Here is a 14,087-nt window from a genome sequence, read left to right as displayed (position 1 = left end):
TCCCCATGTCTTCTCTGAACTTTTTCACTCTAAACTACTCTCTTATTCAGGACAATGCTTTAAGGATCTGTTTCATGCACTTTTTCAACTTCATCCCATCTTTTAATCCCAGTCGATAAAAGAATTCCTCTGTATCTGCTCCACTGTTGAATATAGCATCACAATATTTCGTAATCGCTTCTTCCTGCTCCGGCGAAAGTGAAACTATTACTTTTTCATATTCTTCCTCGACTTTATCTGGTTCTGTATCTGTTTGCTGTTTTAATTTCCAGTCCGTATATGCCTTTCCCATGTGTTCTGTTATTGCCAGATTTAAAAATTCTTCAATTTCTTTTGTCATTTTCATAGATTCCCACCTGCTCTTTCTCAATCCTGTATCTCATTTGCCCTCCTATACATACACCAATTCGTTCAATACAATTTCCTGTGCACGATTCCTGATATTATTTGCCCTGCGAACCCATTCCATAGGATTCTGTGCTTTCAAGTCCTCTGTTACGCCCTCAGCACTTCTCATCTGTGCTTCAATCAGCTCAAAGCGTTCCTGTGCCTGTTCATTCACATCTGCCAGATGACTGTCCAGCCTGGCGGTCAGAAGAAGACAGCTATACATTCCTGATTTATGTTCTTTCAGATATTCCTTCCGTAGCATCCCCCAGCAGCCAATCGGTCTGGTTTCTTCCGGTAAGGATAACACTGGCAGATAATAATCTCCTACCAGTACATAATCCAATCCATTATTATCATCATGTATCTTTTTTCTTAATTCGCTCATGTGCTTGCCTCCCTCAGATTTTCCTTTGCTCACGTAAATATGCTTCAAATATACTTCTTCGAATCAAAACTTTCTTTCCAATCTTATAGACTGCTCCAGCTTCATGTGCCATGCGAATAACAGGTTTCATTCCCAACCGGTAATACTCACACGCCATATTGTAGGTCACATAGTCATGGCTCATAAATTCCAGATCTTCATCGTCAATCTCATCTGAAAACATCCATACATTACCGCTCATCTGTCTTCTTCTCCTTATCTTTTCCTGTTGCCGGTTCATGGAAACGTTCCAGGTAATCATCAAAAATATCACGACGAATCAGTACCGTTCCATCAATTCTGTAAATAGCTCCTGCATCACTGGCAAGCTCTAAGAGTTTCTTATGAGAGATACTGTAAATAATCTCTGCCTGTTGATATCGCAGATACTGTCGGCGTAATTTTCTTAAATGTTCCGGAACTTCCTTCATACTTGTAATCGGTTTGTACTTTTCATTCATAATGCTTTCCTCCAAAATTAGATTTACTGTTTTACAGAAGTTGACTGCCGGAATATAACTTTTCCACGAAAAAAAGCACCTCTTAGATCAACTCTAAGAAGTGCTCTTGCTTCATTGCCAAACCCGTGTCTTTCCACCTGAAATTCGTCATGCTTCATAACGATTCATTATTATCCCAAATTTTGTTGTCAAATTGTTGTCAAATGCGGTCTGACATCATGGTTTTAGACATTTTATATTTAATTTTAGTACAGCTTTGCACCAGCCGGAATGTGGTTATCAACCATCAGAAGATGAAGTTTTTCTTCTCCTTCTTCTTCGTGGATTGCACTAAGCAACATACCACAGGATTCAATTCCCATCATAGCTCTTGGAGGCAGATTTGTGATAGCGATCAGTGTCTTGCCTACCAGTTCTTCTGGCTCGTAATAAGCGTGAATACCGCTTAAAATCGTACGATCTGTGCCTGTTCCGTCATCCAGAGTGAACTGCAGAAGCTTCTTGGATTTCTTAACAGCTTCACATGCTTTTACCTTTACAGCTCTGAAATCAGACTTGCTAAAAGTATCGAAATCTACAAATTCTTCGAATAACGGCTCCACTTTTACCTTAGAGAAATCGATCACTTCTTCTTTCTCCGGTGCAGCTTCAGAAGTGCTGTTTGTTGTCTTGGAAACTTTCTTATCAGCGTCCAGTGACTTCATTGTCGGGAACAGAAGTACGTCACGAATTGCCTGGCTGTCTGTCAGGAGCATAACGAGACGGTCGATTCCGTATCCGATACCACCTGTTGGCGGCATACCGATCTCCAGTGCATTCAGGAAGTCTTCATCTGTGTGGTTGGCTTCCTCATCACCTGCGTCTGCAAGGGCATCCTGTGCTTTGAAACGCTCTCTCTGATCGATCGGGTCGTTGAGCTCGGAATATGCGTTACACATTTCCCATGTATTGATAAAGAGCTCGAAACGCTCTACCTTGTTCGGATCGGAAGGTTTCTTCTTGGTCAGCGGAGAGATCTCGATCGGATGATCCATGATAAATGTCGGCTGGATCAGCTCTTTCTCACAGTACTCCTCGAAGAAGAGGTTGATGATATCACCCTTCTTATGGCGATCCTCATACTCGATATGATGCTCGTCAGCAAGCTTCTTGGCTGCCTCATCATCTGCTACTTCGTCAAAGTCGATTCCTGCATATTTCTTGATGGCATCGTTCATGGTCAGACGTGCGAAAGGCTTTCCAAGATCGATCTCGATACCATTGTAGGAAATCTTTGTGGAACCGCAGACCTTCTCTGCAAGGTAACGGAACATGGACTCTGTCAGCTCCATCATTCCCTCATAATCAGTATATGCCTGATAAAGCTCCATCAGAGTGAACTCCGGATTGTGACGGGTATCAACACCCTCGTTACGGAATACACGGCCGATCTCGTAAACTCTCTCAAGTCCGCCTACGATCAGTCTCTTAAGATAAAGCTCCAGGGAAATACGAAGCTTAACGTCTTCGTTCAGTGCGTTATAATGTGTCTCAAATGGTCTTGCAGCTGCACCGCCTGCGTTGGAAACCAGCATTGGTGTCTCAACTTCCATGAAGTCACGCCCTGCAAGAAAGTTACGGATCTCCTTAAGGATCTGGGAGCGTTTGATGAATACATTCTTGCTGTCCTGGTTCATGATAAGATCCACATATCTCTGACGATAACGGGTATCTGTATCTGTCAGTCCGTGGAATTTCTCAGGAAGGATCTGTAAGCTCTTGGAAAGAAGAGTCATCTTCTCTGCATGAATGGAGATCTCACCTGTTCTTGTTCTGAAAGCAAATCCCTCCAGACCAAAAATATCACCGATATCAGATTTCTTGAAATCTGCATAGTAATCGGTTCCAATGGCATCTCTTGCCACATAAACCTGAATGTTACCCTGTAAATCCTGGATATTGCAGAAAGAAGCTTTTCCCATTACACGCTTGAACATCATACGTCCTGCGATTGATACATGGATCGGGCTTGCGTCCATGATGCTTCTTCTTTCTTCATAATCCTTCTTCTGAGCCTCTTTTGCCTGCTCTTCATCAAGACCTGTTACATCAAGCTCCTTGCGATCTTTGAGAAGCTCTGCCTCATGTGCTTCATAGAGATTCTTTACCTCAAGGGAATGATGTGTCTGATCAAATTTTGTGATCTGAAACGGGTCCCTGCCATTTGCCTGAAGGTCTGCCAGTTTGTCACGACGTACCTTAAGCAGCTGGTTTACATCCTGCTTCTTCTGCTCTGCCACTTGTTGGCCTCCTTAATCTATCTGTCGTTCAAGCGGATCTGTGCGATCCGCTCCGTTGTCTGCTTTATACGTTTCTCTGGATCTCAAGAACCTTATATTTCATGATTCCGGACGGCATCTCAACCTCAACGATATCGTTGGTGTGTGCACCGATCAGTGCTTTACCTACCGGAGACTCATTGGAGATCTTTCCCTCAAGGCTGTTAGCCTCTGTGGAACCTACGATCTTCAGCTCCATATCTTCCTCAAATTCATAATCATGAACCTTAACCTTGCAGCCTACGCTGATTCTGTCAAGATCGACTTCATCCTCTACTACAACCTCAGCGTTCTTGAGGATCTTCTCGATCTCCTCGATACGTGCCTCGATATCTCTCTGCTCATCCTTTGCTGCATCGTACTCTGCGTTCTCAGAAAGGTCTCCCTGCTCTCTGGCCTCTTTGATCTTTCCTGCTACTTCTTTTCTCTTAACAACTTTCAGATCGTGCAGCTCGTCTTCCAGTTTTCTAAGTCCTGCGTATGTGAGTAAGTTCTTCTTTGCTTCTTCCATTTTGCCTTACTTCCTTTCAAAACCGTGCTGTTTTTTCTGAAAAAAATACAGCTTCGGATATTTCTGTTGCTACCATTCCCAAGAGCTCTTTTTTCTAAAAAAGGGCGTAAAAATCTCAGGATATTCACAATTCCTGTATTATACCGAAAAGCCCCAGTATTGTCAAGCATTCCACGTCGAAAAAGGGTCCCTGAAATATGCAAAAAAAGCCGCGCGAAATCTCAGATTTCAACACGGCTTTTCTATATTATCCTGCCCGGTCTGATTCCTTATTTCTTCTCCGGAAAAAGATCTTTATAACGATTAGTCACCATCTGTGTCTGATACTCAAAATCCTGTTTATGCTGATTGACCAGTGTAGAAAGGATGATCCCGGAAAACCAGCAGATGATAGCTGTCAGGATCACAAACCCGCTGACGATCAGTGTCGGGATCTTTTCCACTGTCCCAACCTCCAGAAAATGTACCAGCACCGGAATAAAGAATACCATTCCCACCACAAACAGCACTGCTGCGATAAGGGAGAAGAACTCCAGCGGCTTGTAATTCTTGAACATTTTCACAATAGTCTTCAGGACCTTAAATCCATCTGCATAAGTATTCAGCTTGGACTCACTTCCCTCCGGCCTGTCACGATATTCAATGACTACATTCTCAACCTGCATGTTCTTATCGATGGCGTGGATCGTCATCTCTGTCTCGATCTCAAAATTCCTGGAAAGTACCGGGAATGTTTTTACAAAGCGGTAACTCATGGCACGGTAACCTGTCATGATATCCTTGATGTTGCTTTTGAAAAGACGGTTAATGGAACCTCTTACGATGCTGTTTCCAAAGTTGTGGAAAGGTCTCTTGTTCTCTGTAAAATATGTAGAAGAAAGGCGGTCACCAACTACCATGTCTGTGCCTTTCTCCAGAACCTTGCTGCACATTTCAGCTGCAAACTCTGCCGGATAAGTATCGTCGCCATCTACCATAAGATAACACTGCGCATCAATATCCCGAAACATACTGCGGATCACGTTTCCTTTTCCCTGCTGATACTCATAACGGACAACTGCCCCTTCTTTTCTGGCGATCTCGTCTGTTCCATCTGTAGAGTTATTATCATATACGTAGATCACAGCTTCCGGAAGTGCTTTTTTCATATCGCGGATAACCTTTGCTACCGTCTTGCTTTCGTTGTAGCAAGGAATTAAAACTGCTATTTTATCTGCCATTATTTTTCTCCTGTAAAACAAAAAAACTTTCTGCGGATTCCCGCTAACTGACTGTAGCACGCGCCCCGTTCCTTGTCAATAGAACGTTTCGTTTTCTCCGACATACTTTTCTTTTTTATCGCTCCAGTACCATGTCTGTAAGCTTTTTCAATTCTTCATAGCTTGAAATATTATTAGATTCTCTCCGGATTCCCGCACTGTGCCGCATACCGGCTGTATACCAGGCTACATGCTTCCGCATTTCGCGGATCCCGATATACTCACCCTTGATCGCGATCTGATCTTCGGCATGGCGCAGGATCATCTCGCAGACTTCCTCTGCGGTTGGTCTGGGAAGCTTTTCCCCGGTGTGGAAATAGTGGTTCAGCTCCCGGAAGATCCACGGGTTCCCACGTACTGCACGGCCGATCATCACCGCATCGCAACCAGTCTCTTTAAACATGGCTTCTGCAGTTTCCGGTGAAACGATATCTCCGTTTCCTATCACCGGAATAGTCACCGCTTCCTTCACCCTGCGGATAGCATCCCAGTCCGCCTGACCAGAATAATACTGCTGTCTGGTCCTTCCATGAACTGCGATGGCTGCTGCACCGGCATCCTCCACCCGTTTTGCGATCTCCACCACATCCACCGGCGTATTTTCATCAAAGCCAATGCGGACCTTCACCGTTACCGGCTTGGAAACTGCTCCGGAAACACTGCGGACGATCTCTTCGATCAGCTGAGGATCCTTCAGAAGAGCTGAGCCCTCGCCATTATTTACCACCTTGGGAACCGGACATCCCATATTGATATCGAGAATGTCAAAGGGACGCTCCTCAATGCTTTTTGCCACCTCTGCCATAAGGTCCGGCTCGCTGCCGAAAAGCTGCATGGATACCGGATGCTCCCCGGGATTGATCTCCATCAGCGCCTCTGTGTTCTTATTATGAAAAGAGATTGCCTTGGCACTGACCATTTCCATACAGATCAGGCCTGCACCCTGCTCCTTGCAAAGTCTTCGAAATGCCAGATCCGTAACCCCTGCCATCGGTGCAAGCACAAAGGGGTTCGGTATCTCCACATTTCCGATCTTCCACTGCATCTTCATGGATCATTCCTCAACGGCATCTGCTTTTTTCTGCAGTTCCTCATCCGGAATATCTCCCAGGAAAAATACCTTGTAATACATTTCCAGAGATTCCAGAAGCTCTCTTTTGTCCCGCTGGAGTTCCTTGATCTTCAGTGCACTTCCGATCTCGTCAAAACGGGCATCTGCCTCCAGTGCCTCAGTCTTAAACTGCAGACTGCCGTCCTCATCAAATTCCAGTGTCAGGATCCCGCCTACATCCTCTGTGAAAAGCACACACATGATCTGCAGCTCCTGCTTTACCGTCTCAGGAAGAGACGCAAAATCCTGGTTAAAATAATATTTCTGCTCATAAGAGCTTGCTCCGCAGAGCACAATGTTATCCTGATACATAAAATCTCCTTTATTTATAACTTGACACTCCCCACAGCTAAAGCAGGGAGATTCTTGTTTTTTCCACTACTGCAATAAAACATCAACGGAAAATCGTTGCCGGAAATTTTATCCGATCTGTGCTGCATGTTTTACACATAGCTGTATAAACCACGTACAGAAACCTCTCCGGAATTTACTTCCTCGACTGTACCGTCTGCACGCTCTACCAGAAGCTCTCCGCCGGCATTGATCCCTCTTGCGATCCCCTCATATGGATCATTCTGATCCAGTACACGTACCGGCTGGTTCAGATTGGCCAGCATTTTCTCATAATCCGGTTTCAGGCCGCTGAGATCCTCTGTCTGTACAAATCTCTCATAATTTTCCTCAAAATGCTTCATCACAAGTCCGACTACCTGTGCCCGGTCAAAGGGATGTCCGCTTTCCAGATACAGAGAGGTAGCCTTATCTGCCATTTCTTCCGGGAAGCTTTCCATATTTACGTTAATCCCGACTCCGATAACTGCACAGCCGATCTTATCCTGCTTCATGGTCATTTCGGTTAAGATACCGCAGATCTTTTTGCGGGAAACAACTACATCGTTAGGCCATTTGATCCCTACATCAAGACCGAGCTCTGCCACTGCCTGTGCAACCGAAAGTCCCATAACAAGTGTCAGCATCGGCGCCTTCTGCGGAGAAAATTCCGGGCAAATAAGGATACTCATAGTAATGGCACTGTCCGGCGGCGCACTCCATCGTCTTGTAAAACGTCCGCGTCCTGCGGACTGATATTCTGCCACAAACAGCTCTCCGTGTCCTGCGCCTTCTTCCCTCCAGGCACGTTTTCCCCAGAGGTTTGTGGAATCTGTTTCTCTTGCAAAATGGACGGTTTTGCCCGCCCATTTTGTATGTGTTGCCTGTGAAATTATTTCTTCATTAAATAAATCTGACATTATTTCTCCGGCTCTCCTAATGTTGCAACGATCACAGCCTTAATGGTGTGCATACGGTTCTCAGCTTCGTCGAATACCTTGGACTGCGGAGACTCGAATACTTCGTCTGTAACCTCCATATCTGTAAGGTTGAAACGCTCGCCCATCTCTTTTCCGATCTTTGTCTTAAGATCATGGAATGCCGGCAGACAGTGAAGGAAGATTGCCTTTTCACCGGCGTTCTCCATTACATGTCTGGTAACCTTGTATGGTGTCAGGTCGTGGATACGCTCTGTCCATACTTCGTCAGGCTCGCCCATGGATACCCATACATCTGTGTAGATGATGTCCGCATCTTTTGTTCCTGCCTCCACATCCTCTGTGAGAGTGATGGTGGAACCTGCCTCTTCTGCCCACTGCTGACACTGTGCTACAAGCTCATCATTCGGGAAATATTTCTTGTTGGTGCAGGCTACGAAATCAAGACCAAGCTTGGAGCATACAACCATCAGGGAGTTACCCATGTTGTAACGGGCATCGCCCATGTATACAAGCTTCAGGCCTTTCAGTTTGCCGAAATGCTCACGTACTGTCAGCATATCTGCAAGCATCTGTGTCGGATGATACTCGTTTGTCAGACCATTCCATACCGGTACACCTGCATGCTTCGCAAGCTCCTCAACAATATCCTGACCGAAGCCACGGTACTCGATTCCCTCATACATTCTTCCGAGAACTCTTGCAGTATCTGCGATGCTCTCCTTCTTTCCGATCTGGGATCCTGTGGGATCCAGATAGGTAGAACCCATTCCCAGATCATGAGCTGCCACTTCGAAGGAACAGCGTGTTCTTGTGCTTGTTTTTTCAAAGATCAGGGCAATATTCTTACCTCTGTAATACTCATGAAGCTCTCCTGCTTTTTTCTTTGCCTTCAGATCTGCTGCAAGGTCGATCATGTAAGTGATCTCTTCCGGTGTAAAGTCTTTCAGTGTCAGGAAATTTCTTCCTTTAAGATTCATAATATGTCCTCCTCACGGCTACAAATTTATTTCTGCTCTGCCGGTTTATCTGTCATGATTTCCTTCAGGGATGTTGCCAGCCCTGCGATGCCCTGTATCTCGGACGGAATGATGATCTTCGTTGCCTTGCCGTCAGCAACCTTTGTAAGAGCCTCCAGGCTCTTCAGAGTAAGAACAGATTCATCTGCTCCTGCTTCCTTGATCATACGAAGTCCTTCTGCAGTTGCCTGCTGTACTTTAAGGACTGCCTGTGCCTGTCCTTCAGCCTCTTTGATCATACGCTCCTTCTGAGCCTCCGCATGAAGGATCGCCGCCTGCTTCTCAGCCTCAGCATCCAGGATAGCGGACTGTTTTTTACCCTCTGCAACAAGGATGGTGGAACGTTTCTCTCCTTCTGCTTTCAGAATGGCTTCTCGTCTCTCACGCTCAGCCTTCATCTGTTTCTCCATGGCATCCTGGATGGCTGCCGGAGGAATGATGTTCTTAAGCTCCACACGGTTAACCTTGATTCCCCATGGATCTGTAGCCACATCAAGGGAAGCACGCATCTTGGTATTGATAACCTCTCGGGATGTCAGTGTCTCATCCAGCTCCATATCACCGATGATGTTACGAAGTGTTGTAGCAGAAAGATTCTCGATAGCCATGATCGGATTCTCAACGCCATATGCGTAAAGCTTCGGATCTGTGATCTGGAAAAATACAACCGTATCGATCTGCATGGTTACATTATCTTTGGTAATTACCGGCTGCGGTGGAAAATCCACAACCTGTTCTTTCAGGTTTACTCTTCTTGCAACACGCTCAATGAACGGAACCTTGAAATGGATTCCTGTACTCCAGGTAGCCTTGTAAGCGCCAAGACGTTCCAGTACCACTGCATAGGCCTGCGGTACAATGCGGATACAGGATGCAAGTACCCACAGCACAAGAACGATGACTACAAGCAAAACAACAACTCCACCCATAATTTAGCCCTCCTTGCTAATTTCTTTTACGATCAGCTTCACTCCGCGGATCTCTTCGATCTCAACCACTGCACCTGTTGGAATTTCTTCCCCGTCATCTGCGGTCCGTGCAGTCCACTCGATGTCATTGATCCTCACCTGCCCGGTCTGGGCCAGGTTGTTGACCGGCTGTATCACTACGGCTCTTTTTCCCAGAAGACTCTCTGCATTGGTCTTTTCCACGCCCTTGTTCATGTAGCGGACCGCCAGAGGTCTGGTAAAGATCAGAAGCACCACGGAAACTCCGAAAAATAAAAGGAGCTGTACAACAATTCCCCCACCAAGCCACGAGGCAATGCACGCCACAAGAGCACCGCCTGCAAACCAGACAGTGGTAAGTCCTACCGTGATTGCTTCAATTACCAGTAAAATTGCCAGTATTCCAAGCCAGGCCAAAGGTGTCATAAAACCCCTCCTCTCTTATTCTCTTCTCTGTCTTGCAGCTTCGTACATCAGGATTCCTGATGCCATGGCAGCATTCAGCGATTCTACCTTTCCGCACATGGGAATGCGGATCAGACAGTCTGCTGCCTCCGCCGCCTGATCAGTCAGGCCCTTTCCCTCGTTTCCGATGAAAAATGCGGTACCACCCTTATAGGATTCCTGATCATAGGAATTCTCACCCTTCAGATGAGCTGCAAAACTGCGGATTCCCTTTTCTTTCAGCTTCTTTTCTAATGATACCACATCTTCCACGTATAGAAAAGGCATTCTGTAAATAGAGCCCATGGTAGAACGGATCACCTTGGGATTTGTGATATCCACGCAGGTTTTTGTGAGGAAAACTCCGCTTACGCCGGCGCCCTCACCGGTCCTGAGAATGGTTCCCGCATTTCCCGGATCCTGAAGATCCTCCAGAACCATGACCAGAGGATTTTTTCCCGCCAGTACCTCCTCCTCGCTCCAGGAAGGCAGCTTCAGAACTGTCAGGATCCCCTGGGGAGTCTTGGTATCACACATCTGACGGAATACGGAATCCTTCACGATCTCACAGGGATATTTTTCTGCCTGGGACATCAGCTCTTCATCCCGGGAAACGGCCTCGGAAACAAACACTTGGGAAACCCAGCTTTCCGGTGCTTCCAGAAACATTTTCCGGCCTTCTGCCACAAAAAGTCCCTGCTCTCTTCTGGCTTTTGCCTTCTGGTTCAGCTGCATGACATTTTTTATTTTTGCATTTGATACACTGGTTATCATACTTTTATTTCTCTCCTTCCGGCAATCCGTATTCGGTTAACGTAATTCCTCACGACTTGCATTCAGATCCTTGTTTTTTCCTATGGCGATTATGGAACAGTTGTCCGGAAGCGGTTCGGAAGGATCCAGATCTACCGTGACATTTTCACCCTGCTTGATGCCAATGATATTAATGTGAAAACGCTCCCGTACATTCAGATCTGCCAGATTTTTTCCAATCCAGGATACCGGCATGGAAAACTCCGCCATACTGAACTCCGCCGAAAGCTCAAACACATCCAGATACCCGCCGGACATAAGATTTCTGGCAACCCGCAGTCCCATGGACTGTTCCGGATAAATGATCTTATCTGCACCAATTTTGTCAAGTATACGTCCATGAAGAGAATTCATACTTTTTGCAACTACAAAGGGCACTCCCAGATCTTTGGCCTGCATGGTTGCGGAAATACTGGCTTCCAGATTTTCGGCAACTGCGATAATGGCTACATCCACATTCTGAACTCCCAGAGCCTTCAGGATTCCCGGTTCACGGACATCTGCTTTTACCGCATAGGTTACTTTTTCGGAAATCTCTTCGATATTTTCTTCTTTGTCATCAATGGCAAGGACATCGCAGTCTGACTCTGCCAGCGTCACCGCCAGAGTCATTCCAAACTGTCCAAGCCCGATCACGGCAAAAGATTTATTTTTCATTCTATTCTCCTGTTTAACCGATCATGATATCTTCTTCACCGAGATGCGTGGTGCTTCCCGGCCTGTTGCGTACACGCATCACAACTGCTGTTCCAAGTGTCAGCGGTCCGATACGTCCCAGATACATGGTAAGGATCACGATCCACTTGCCTGCCACATTCAGCTGAGGTGTCAGTCCTCTGGAAAGTCCTACTGTAGCCCCCGCAGAAGTGATCTCATATAAAACATCTGCCAAATCCACTCCCGGCATTACTGCGGACAAAAGCACCGTCATGGTAAAAAGGATCAGCACACTGGTTCCTGCAACAACCATGGCAGAACGGAGATAGCTCTCACGGATCCTGCGGCCGTATACCTCTACATCCTTTTTTCCCTGAAGATATGCTGCAATAGAAAGGATCAGAACCGCAATGGTAGTAGTCTTCACACCACCGGCAGTGCCCATGGGTGATCCTCCGATAAACATCCACAGTAGGGAAATGATCACGGTAGGTGTGGACAAAAGCGACTGATCCATGGTATAAAATCCCGCCGTACGTGTTGTCACTGACTGGAAAAAGGATGCCATGAGCTTTGTTCCCAGTGGTGCCCCCTTCAGCGTGGAAGGGTTTCCGGATTCAAAGATAAATACCAGAAATGCTCCTGAAAATACCAGGATCCCGGTCATCGTAAGGACCAGCTTGCTCTGAAGCCGCAGTACACGAAAAACTCTGGATGGGGAGAGCTCTTTTCTCAGAACCTTGCGGAATTTATCCCACAGATCCCACCAGACGATAAATCCAAGACCTGACACAATGATCAGGCCAATCGTAGTGATATTGACCAGCGGATTGCTCACATATACCGAAAGGCTTGTTTCCCCGAAAAGATCGATCCCTGCGTTGCAGAATGCAGATACCGCCAGAAATATGGCATGCACCAGACCTTTTTTTATTCCAAATTCCGGTACAAAGCAAAACGCATACAGGACCGCACCGATTCCTTCTGCAAGAAACACGCATTTCACCACACTGCGGACTACAGCCACGACTCCACCCATTTCATCCAGGTTGTAGGATTCCTTGATGATCCGCCGGTTTTTCAGGGAAATTTTCCGCCGGAGGCTGATGAATATCATATTCGCCAGTGCGATCAGTCCGATCCCGCCGATCTGTATCAGGCACAGGATAACCGCTTTTCCAATGGGGCTCCACTGGACTGCCATAACAACTGTGGAAAGTCCTGTTACACATACGCTGGTCGCCGCTGTAAAAACAGCATCCGGGAAGGTAACAGCCTGCCCGGGTGCACTGCAGAACGGCATCCACAAAATAAGTCCACCTACAAAAATCACCCCCGCAAAGCCGAGGGCAATTATTTGTGACGTATTCAGTTTATGCAATCCGTCTGAAACTTTTTTCAAGTTCATATTTTTTATTTATTGTAGTTGTGAGAAAGAGAATTGCAAACCTCCCACATGTAGGAATCTACATTCTTCTGCATTGCAAGAGCCTCATTGATGTCAAAATCAACGAACTCACCGTGGCGATATCCAACAACACGGCTGCGTTTACCGGCAACAAGAAGGTCTACTGCAAGAGCACCCATCATGGACGCATATACACGGTCCTTACATGTAGGGCTTCCACCACGCTGCATGTGACCAAGGATAGTTGCACGTGTCTCGATGCCTGTTGCAGCCTCGATACGTTTTGCCATAGCCTCTGAATGGCCGATACCCTCAGCATTTACGATGATATGGTGTTTCTTGCCTTTCTTACGGCTCTCTACGATATTGTCAATAAGCTTCTGCTCGTCGTAATCATATTTCTCCGGGATCAGGATATCCTCAGCACCGTTTGCGATACCGCACCATACTGCAAGGTATCCGGCGTTACGTCCCATAACCTCGATGATACTGCATCTCTCATGGGATGTGGATGTATCACGTACCTTGTCAATAGCTTCCATAGCTGTATTTACAGCAGTATCGAAACCGATGGTGTACTCGGTACATGCGATATCAAGGTCAATAGTTCCCGGCAGGCCAATGGTATTGATTCCAAGGTTCGCAAGCTTCTGAGCACCTGCGAAGGATCCGTCTCCACCGATAACAACAAGGCCGTCGATCCCATGCTTTCTGCAGATCTCTGCAGCCTGCTGCTGTCCTTCCTCTGTTCTCATCTCTGCACATCTGGCAGTATAAAGAATTGTTCCGCCTCGCTCAATCGTATCGGAAACGTCTCTTGCTGTCATATCTCTGATCTCTTCATTTAAGAGACCGCTGTATCCTTTATAGATTCCCTTTACGTTCAGTCCGCTGCTTAATCCTCTTCTGACAACAGCACGGATTGCAGCATTCATTCCAGGTGCGTCACCGCCACTGGTCAAAACGCCGATCGTTTTGATTTTGTTCTCTGCCATATTGTTATCCTCCATCTTATGAAACAACCTATTGTAATACACATATTCGGGTATAGTTTATA

Annotated in this window: 17 protein-coding genes; all 17 read right to left on the bottom strand. The window is 46.3% G+C overall.

What is annotated here, in order from left to right:
* Positions 1-46 precede the first annotated feature (46 nt).
* The 17 genes from EAI83_RS09135 to pfkA all read right to left on the bottom strand — a co-directional run bounded on the left by EAI83_RS09135 (position 47) and on the right by pfkA (position 14,025).
* On the bottom strand, positions 47-346 hold the full coding sequence (locus EAI83_RS09135) for a hypothetical protein (protein WP_021651153.1): 300 nt from the start codon (positions 344-346) through the stop codon (positions 47-49).
* A gap of 45 nt (positions 347-391) precedes the next feature.
* Entirely contained in the window at positions 392-775 is a 384-nt protein-coding gene (locus tag EAI83_RS09130; protein ID WP_015526717.1) for a TnpV protein, read from the bottom strand.
* A 13-nt stretch (positions 776-788) separates the two neighbouring features.
* Entirely contained in the window at positions 789-1,016 is a 228-nt protein-coding gene (locus tag EAI83_RS09125) for an excisionase (protein WP_015526718.1), read from the bottom strand.
* The gene (locus EAI83_RS09120; RefSeq protein ID WP_015526719.1) at positions 1,006-1,275 is read right to left on the bottom strand and encodes a DUF6462 family protein; all 270 of its coding nucleotides are present in this window, start codon (positions 1,273-1,275) and stop codon (positions 1,006-1,008) included. Before EAI83_RS09120 ends, EAI83_RS09125 begins: the two co-directional genes overlap by 11 nt.
* Positions 1,276-1,520: 245 nt before the next feature.
* Complete coding sequence (gene lysS / locus EAI83_RS09115) at positions 1,521-3,293, bottom strand: lysine--tRNA ligase (RefSeq protein ID WP_243148929.1); 1,773 nt, start codon at positions 3,291-3,293, stop codon at positions 1,521-1,523.
* 325 nt (positions 3,294-3,618) lie between these two features.
* Complete coding sequence (gene greA / locus EAI83_RS09110; RefSeq protein WP_015526720.1) at positions 3,619-4,104, bottom strand: transcription elongation factor GreA; 486 nt, start codon at positions 4,102-4,104, stop codon at positions 3,619-3,621.
* Positions 4,105-4,373: 269 nt separating this feature from the next.
* Positions 4,374-5,324, bottom strand: coding sequence for a glycosyltransferase family 2 protein (locus tag EAI83_RS09105; protein WP_015526721.1), 951 nt, complete (start codon positions 5,322-5,324; stop codon positions 4,374-4,376).
* A 115-nt stretch (positions 5,325-5,439) separates the two neighbouring features.
* Positions 5,440-6,408: a tRNA dihydrouridine synthase DusB gene (dusB, locus tag EAI83_RS09100; RefSeq protein ID WP_129975186.1), complete on the bottom strand. Its 969-nt coding sequence runs from the start codon at positions 6,406-6,408 to the stop codon at positions 5,440-5,442.
* A 9-nt stretch (positions 6,409-6,417) separates the two neighbouring features.
* A complete protein-coding gene (locus EAI83_RS09095; protein ID WP_015526724.1) occupies positions 6,418-6,786 on the bottom strand; it encodes a DUF6145 family protein in 369 nt (122 codons plus the stop codon).
* Between the two features lie 131 nt (positions 6,787-6,917).
* The gene (locus EAI83_RS09090; RefSeq protein ID WP_129975157.1) at positions 6,918-7,724 is read right to left on the bottom strand and encodes a biotin--[acetyl-CoA-carboxylase] ligase; all 807 of its coding nucleotides are present in this window, start codon (positions 7,722-7,724) and stop codon (positions 6,918-6,920) included.
* Entirely contained in the window at positions 7,724-8,722 is a 999-nt protein-coding gene (gene argF / locus EAI83_RS09085) for an ornithine carbamoyltransferase (RefSeq protein WP_015526726.1), read from the bottom strand. The genes EAI83_RS09090 and argF overlap by 1 nt, the downstream gene beginning before the upstream one ends.
* A gap of 26 nt (positions 8,723-8,748) precedes the next feature.
* The gene (locus EAI83_RS09080) at positions 8,749-9,690 is read right to left on the bottom strand and encodes an SPFH domain-containing protein (protein ID WP_015526727.1); all 942 of its coding nucleotides are present in this window, start codon (positions 9,688-9,690) and stop codon (positions 8,749-8,751) included.
* 3 nt (positions 9,691-9,693) lie between these two features.
* Positions 9,694-10,134 carry an NfeD family protein gene (locus tag EAI83_RS09075; RefSeq protein ID WP_021652591.1) on the bottom strand — a complete coding sequence of 147 codons (441 nt, stop codon included), beginning with the start codon at positions 10,132-10,134 and terminating at the stop codon, positions 9,694-9,696.
* A gap of 15 nt (positions 10,135-10,149) precedes the next feature.
* Positions 10,150-10,926 (bottom strand): TrmH family RNA methyltransferase, encoded by a 777-nt coding sequence (locus tag EAI83_RS09070; protein WP_021652590.1) that lies wholly within the window; start codon positions 10,924-10,926, stop codon positions 10,150-10,152.
* 36 nt (positions 10,927-10,962) lie between these two features.
* The gene (locus EAI83_RS09065) at positions 10,963-11,622 is read right to left on the bottom strand and encodes a potassium channel family protein (RefSeq protein ID WP_129975155.1); all 660 of its coding nucleotides are present in this window, start codon (positions 11,620-11,622) and stop codon (positions 10,963-10,965) included.
* Between the two features lie 13 nt (positions 11,623-11,635).
* Positions 11,636-12,925: a TrkH family potassium uptake protein gene (locus EAI83_RS09060; protein WP_015526731.1), complete on the bottom strand. Its 1,290-nt coding sequence runs from the start codon at positions 12,923-12,925 to the stop codon at positions 11,636-11,638.
* Between the two features lie 110 nt (positions 12,926-13,035).
* Positions 13,036-14,025, bottom strand: a complete 990-nt coding sequence (gene pfkA / locus EAI83_RS09055) for a 6-phosphofructokinase (RefSeq protein WP_021975953.1) — start codon at positions 14,023-14,025, stop codon at positions 13,036-13,038.
* Between the last annotated feature and the right edge of the window lie 62 nt (positions 14,026-14,087).

This window comes from Blautia sp. aa_0143 (assembly GCF_004167315.1).
Classification (GTDB): Bacteria; Bacillota; Clostridia; order Lachnospirales; family Lachnospiraceae; genus Blautia_A; species Blautia_A fusiformis.
This window is presented reverse-complemented; position numbering and strand designations above follow the sequence as displayed.

What these genes read in the sequence shown, in the direction of transcription:
- EAI83_RS09135 (WP_021651153.1), bottom strand. Translation starts at nt 346, where the DNA reads ATGAAAATGACAAAAGAAATTGAAGAATTTTTAAATCTGGCAATAACA.
- EAI83_RS09130 (WP_015526717.1), bottom strand. Translation starts at nt 775, where the DNA reads ATGAGCGAATTAAGAAAAAAGATACATGATGATAATAATGGATTGGAT.
- EAI83_RS09125 (WP_015526718.1), bottom strand. Translation starts at nt 1,016, where the DNA reads ATGAGCGGTAATGTATGGATGTTTTCAGATGAGATTGACGATGAAGAT.
- EAI83_RS09120 (WP_015526719.1), bottom strand. Translation starts at nt 1,275, where the DNA reads ATGAATGAAAAGTACAAACCGATTACAAGTATGAAGGAAGTTCCGGAA.
- lysS (WP_243148929.1), bottom strand. Translation starts at nt 3,293, where the DNA reads ATGGACGCAAGCCCGATCCATGTATCAATCGCAGGACGTATGATGTTC.
- greA (WP_015526720.1), bottom strand. Translation starts at nt 4,104, where the DNA reads ATGGAAGAAGCAAAGAAGAACTTACTCACATACGCAGGACTTAGAAAA.
- EAI83_RS09105 (WP_015526721.1), bottom strand. Translation starts at nt 5,324, where the DNA reads ATGGCAGATAAAATAGCAGTTTTAATTCCTTGCTACAACGAAAGCAAG.
- dusB (WP_129975186.1), bottom strand. Translation starts at nt 6,408, where the DNA reads ATGCAGTGGAAGATCGGAAATGTGGAGATACCGAACCCCTTTGTGCTT.
- EAI83_RS09095 (WP_015526724.1), bottom strand. Translation starts at nt 6,786, where the DNA reads ATGTATCAGGATAACATTGTGCTCTGCGGAGCAAGCTCTTATGAGCAG.
- EAI83_RS09090 (WP_129975157.1), bottom strand. Translation starts at nt 7,724, where the DNA reads ATGTCAGATTTATTTAATGAAGAAATAATTTCACAGGCAACACATACA.
- argF (WP_015526726.1), bottom strand. Translation starts at nt 8,722, where the DNA reads ATGAATCTTAAAGGAAGAAATTTCCTGACACTGAAAGACTTTACACCG.
- EAI83_RS09080 (WP_015526727.1), bottom strand. Translation starts at nt 9,690, where the DNA reads ATGGGTGGAGTTGTTGTTTTGCTTGTAGTCATCGTTCTTGTGCTGTGG.
- EAI83_RS09075 (WP_021652591.1), bottom strand. Translation starts at nt 10,134, where the DNA reads ATGACACCTTTGGCCTGGCTTGGAATACTGGCAATTTTACTGGTAATT.
- EAI83_RS09070 (WP_021652590.1), bottom strand. Translation starts at nt 10,926, where the DNA reads ATGATAACCAGTGTATCAAATGCAAAAATAAAAAATGTCATGCAGCTG.
- EAI83_RS09065 (WP_129975155.1), bottom strand. Translation starts at nt 11,622, where the DNA reads ATGAAAAATAAATCTTTTGCCGTGATCGGGCTTGGACAGTTTGGAATG.
- EAI83_RS09060 (WP_015526731.1), bottom strand. Translation starts at nt 12,925, where the DNA reads ATGCCGTTCTGCAGTGCACCCGGGCAGGCTGTTACCTTCCCGGATGCT.
- pfkA (WP_021975953.1), bottom strand. Translation starts at nt 14,025, where the DNA reads ATGGCAGAGAACAAAATCAAAACGATCGGCGTTTTGACCAGTGGCGGT.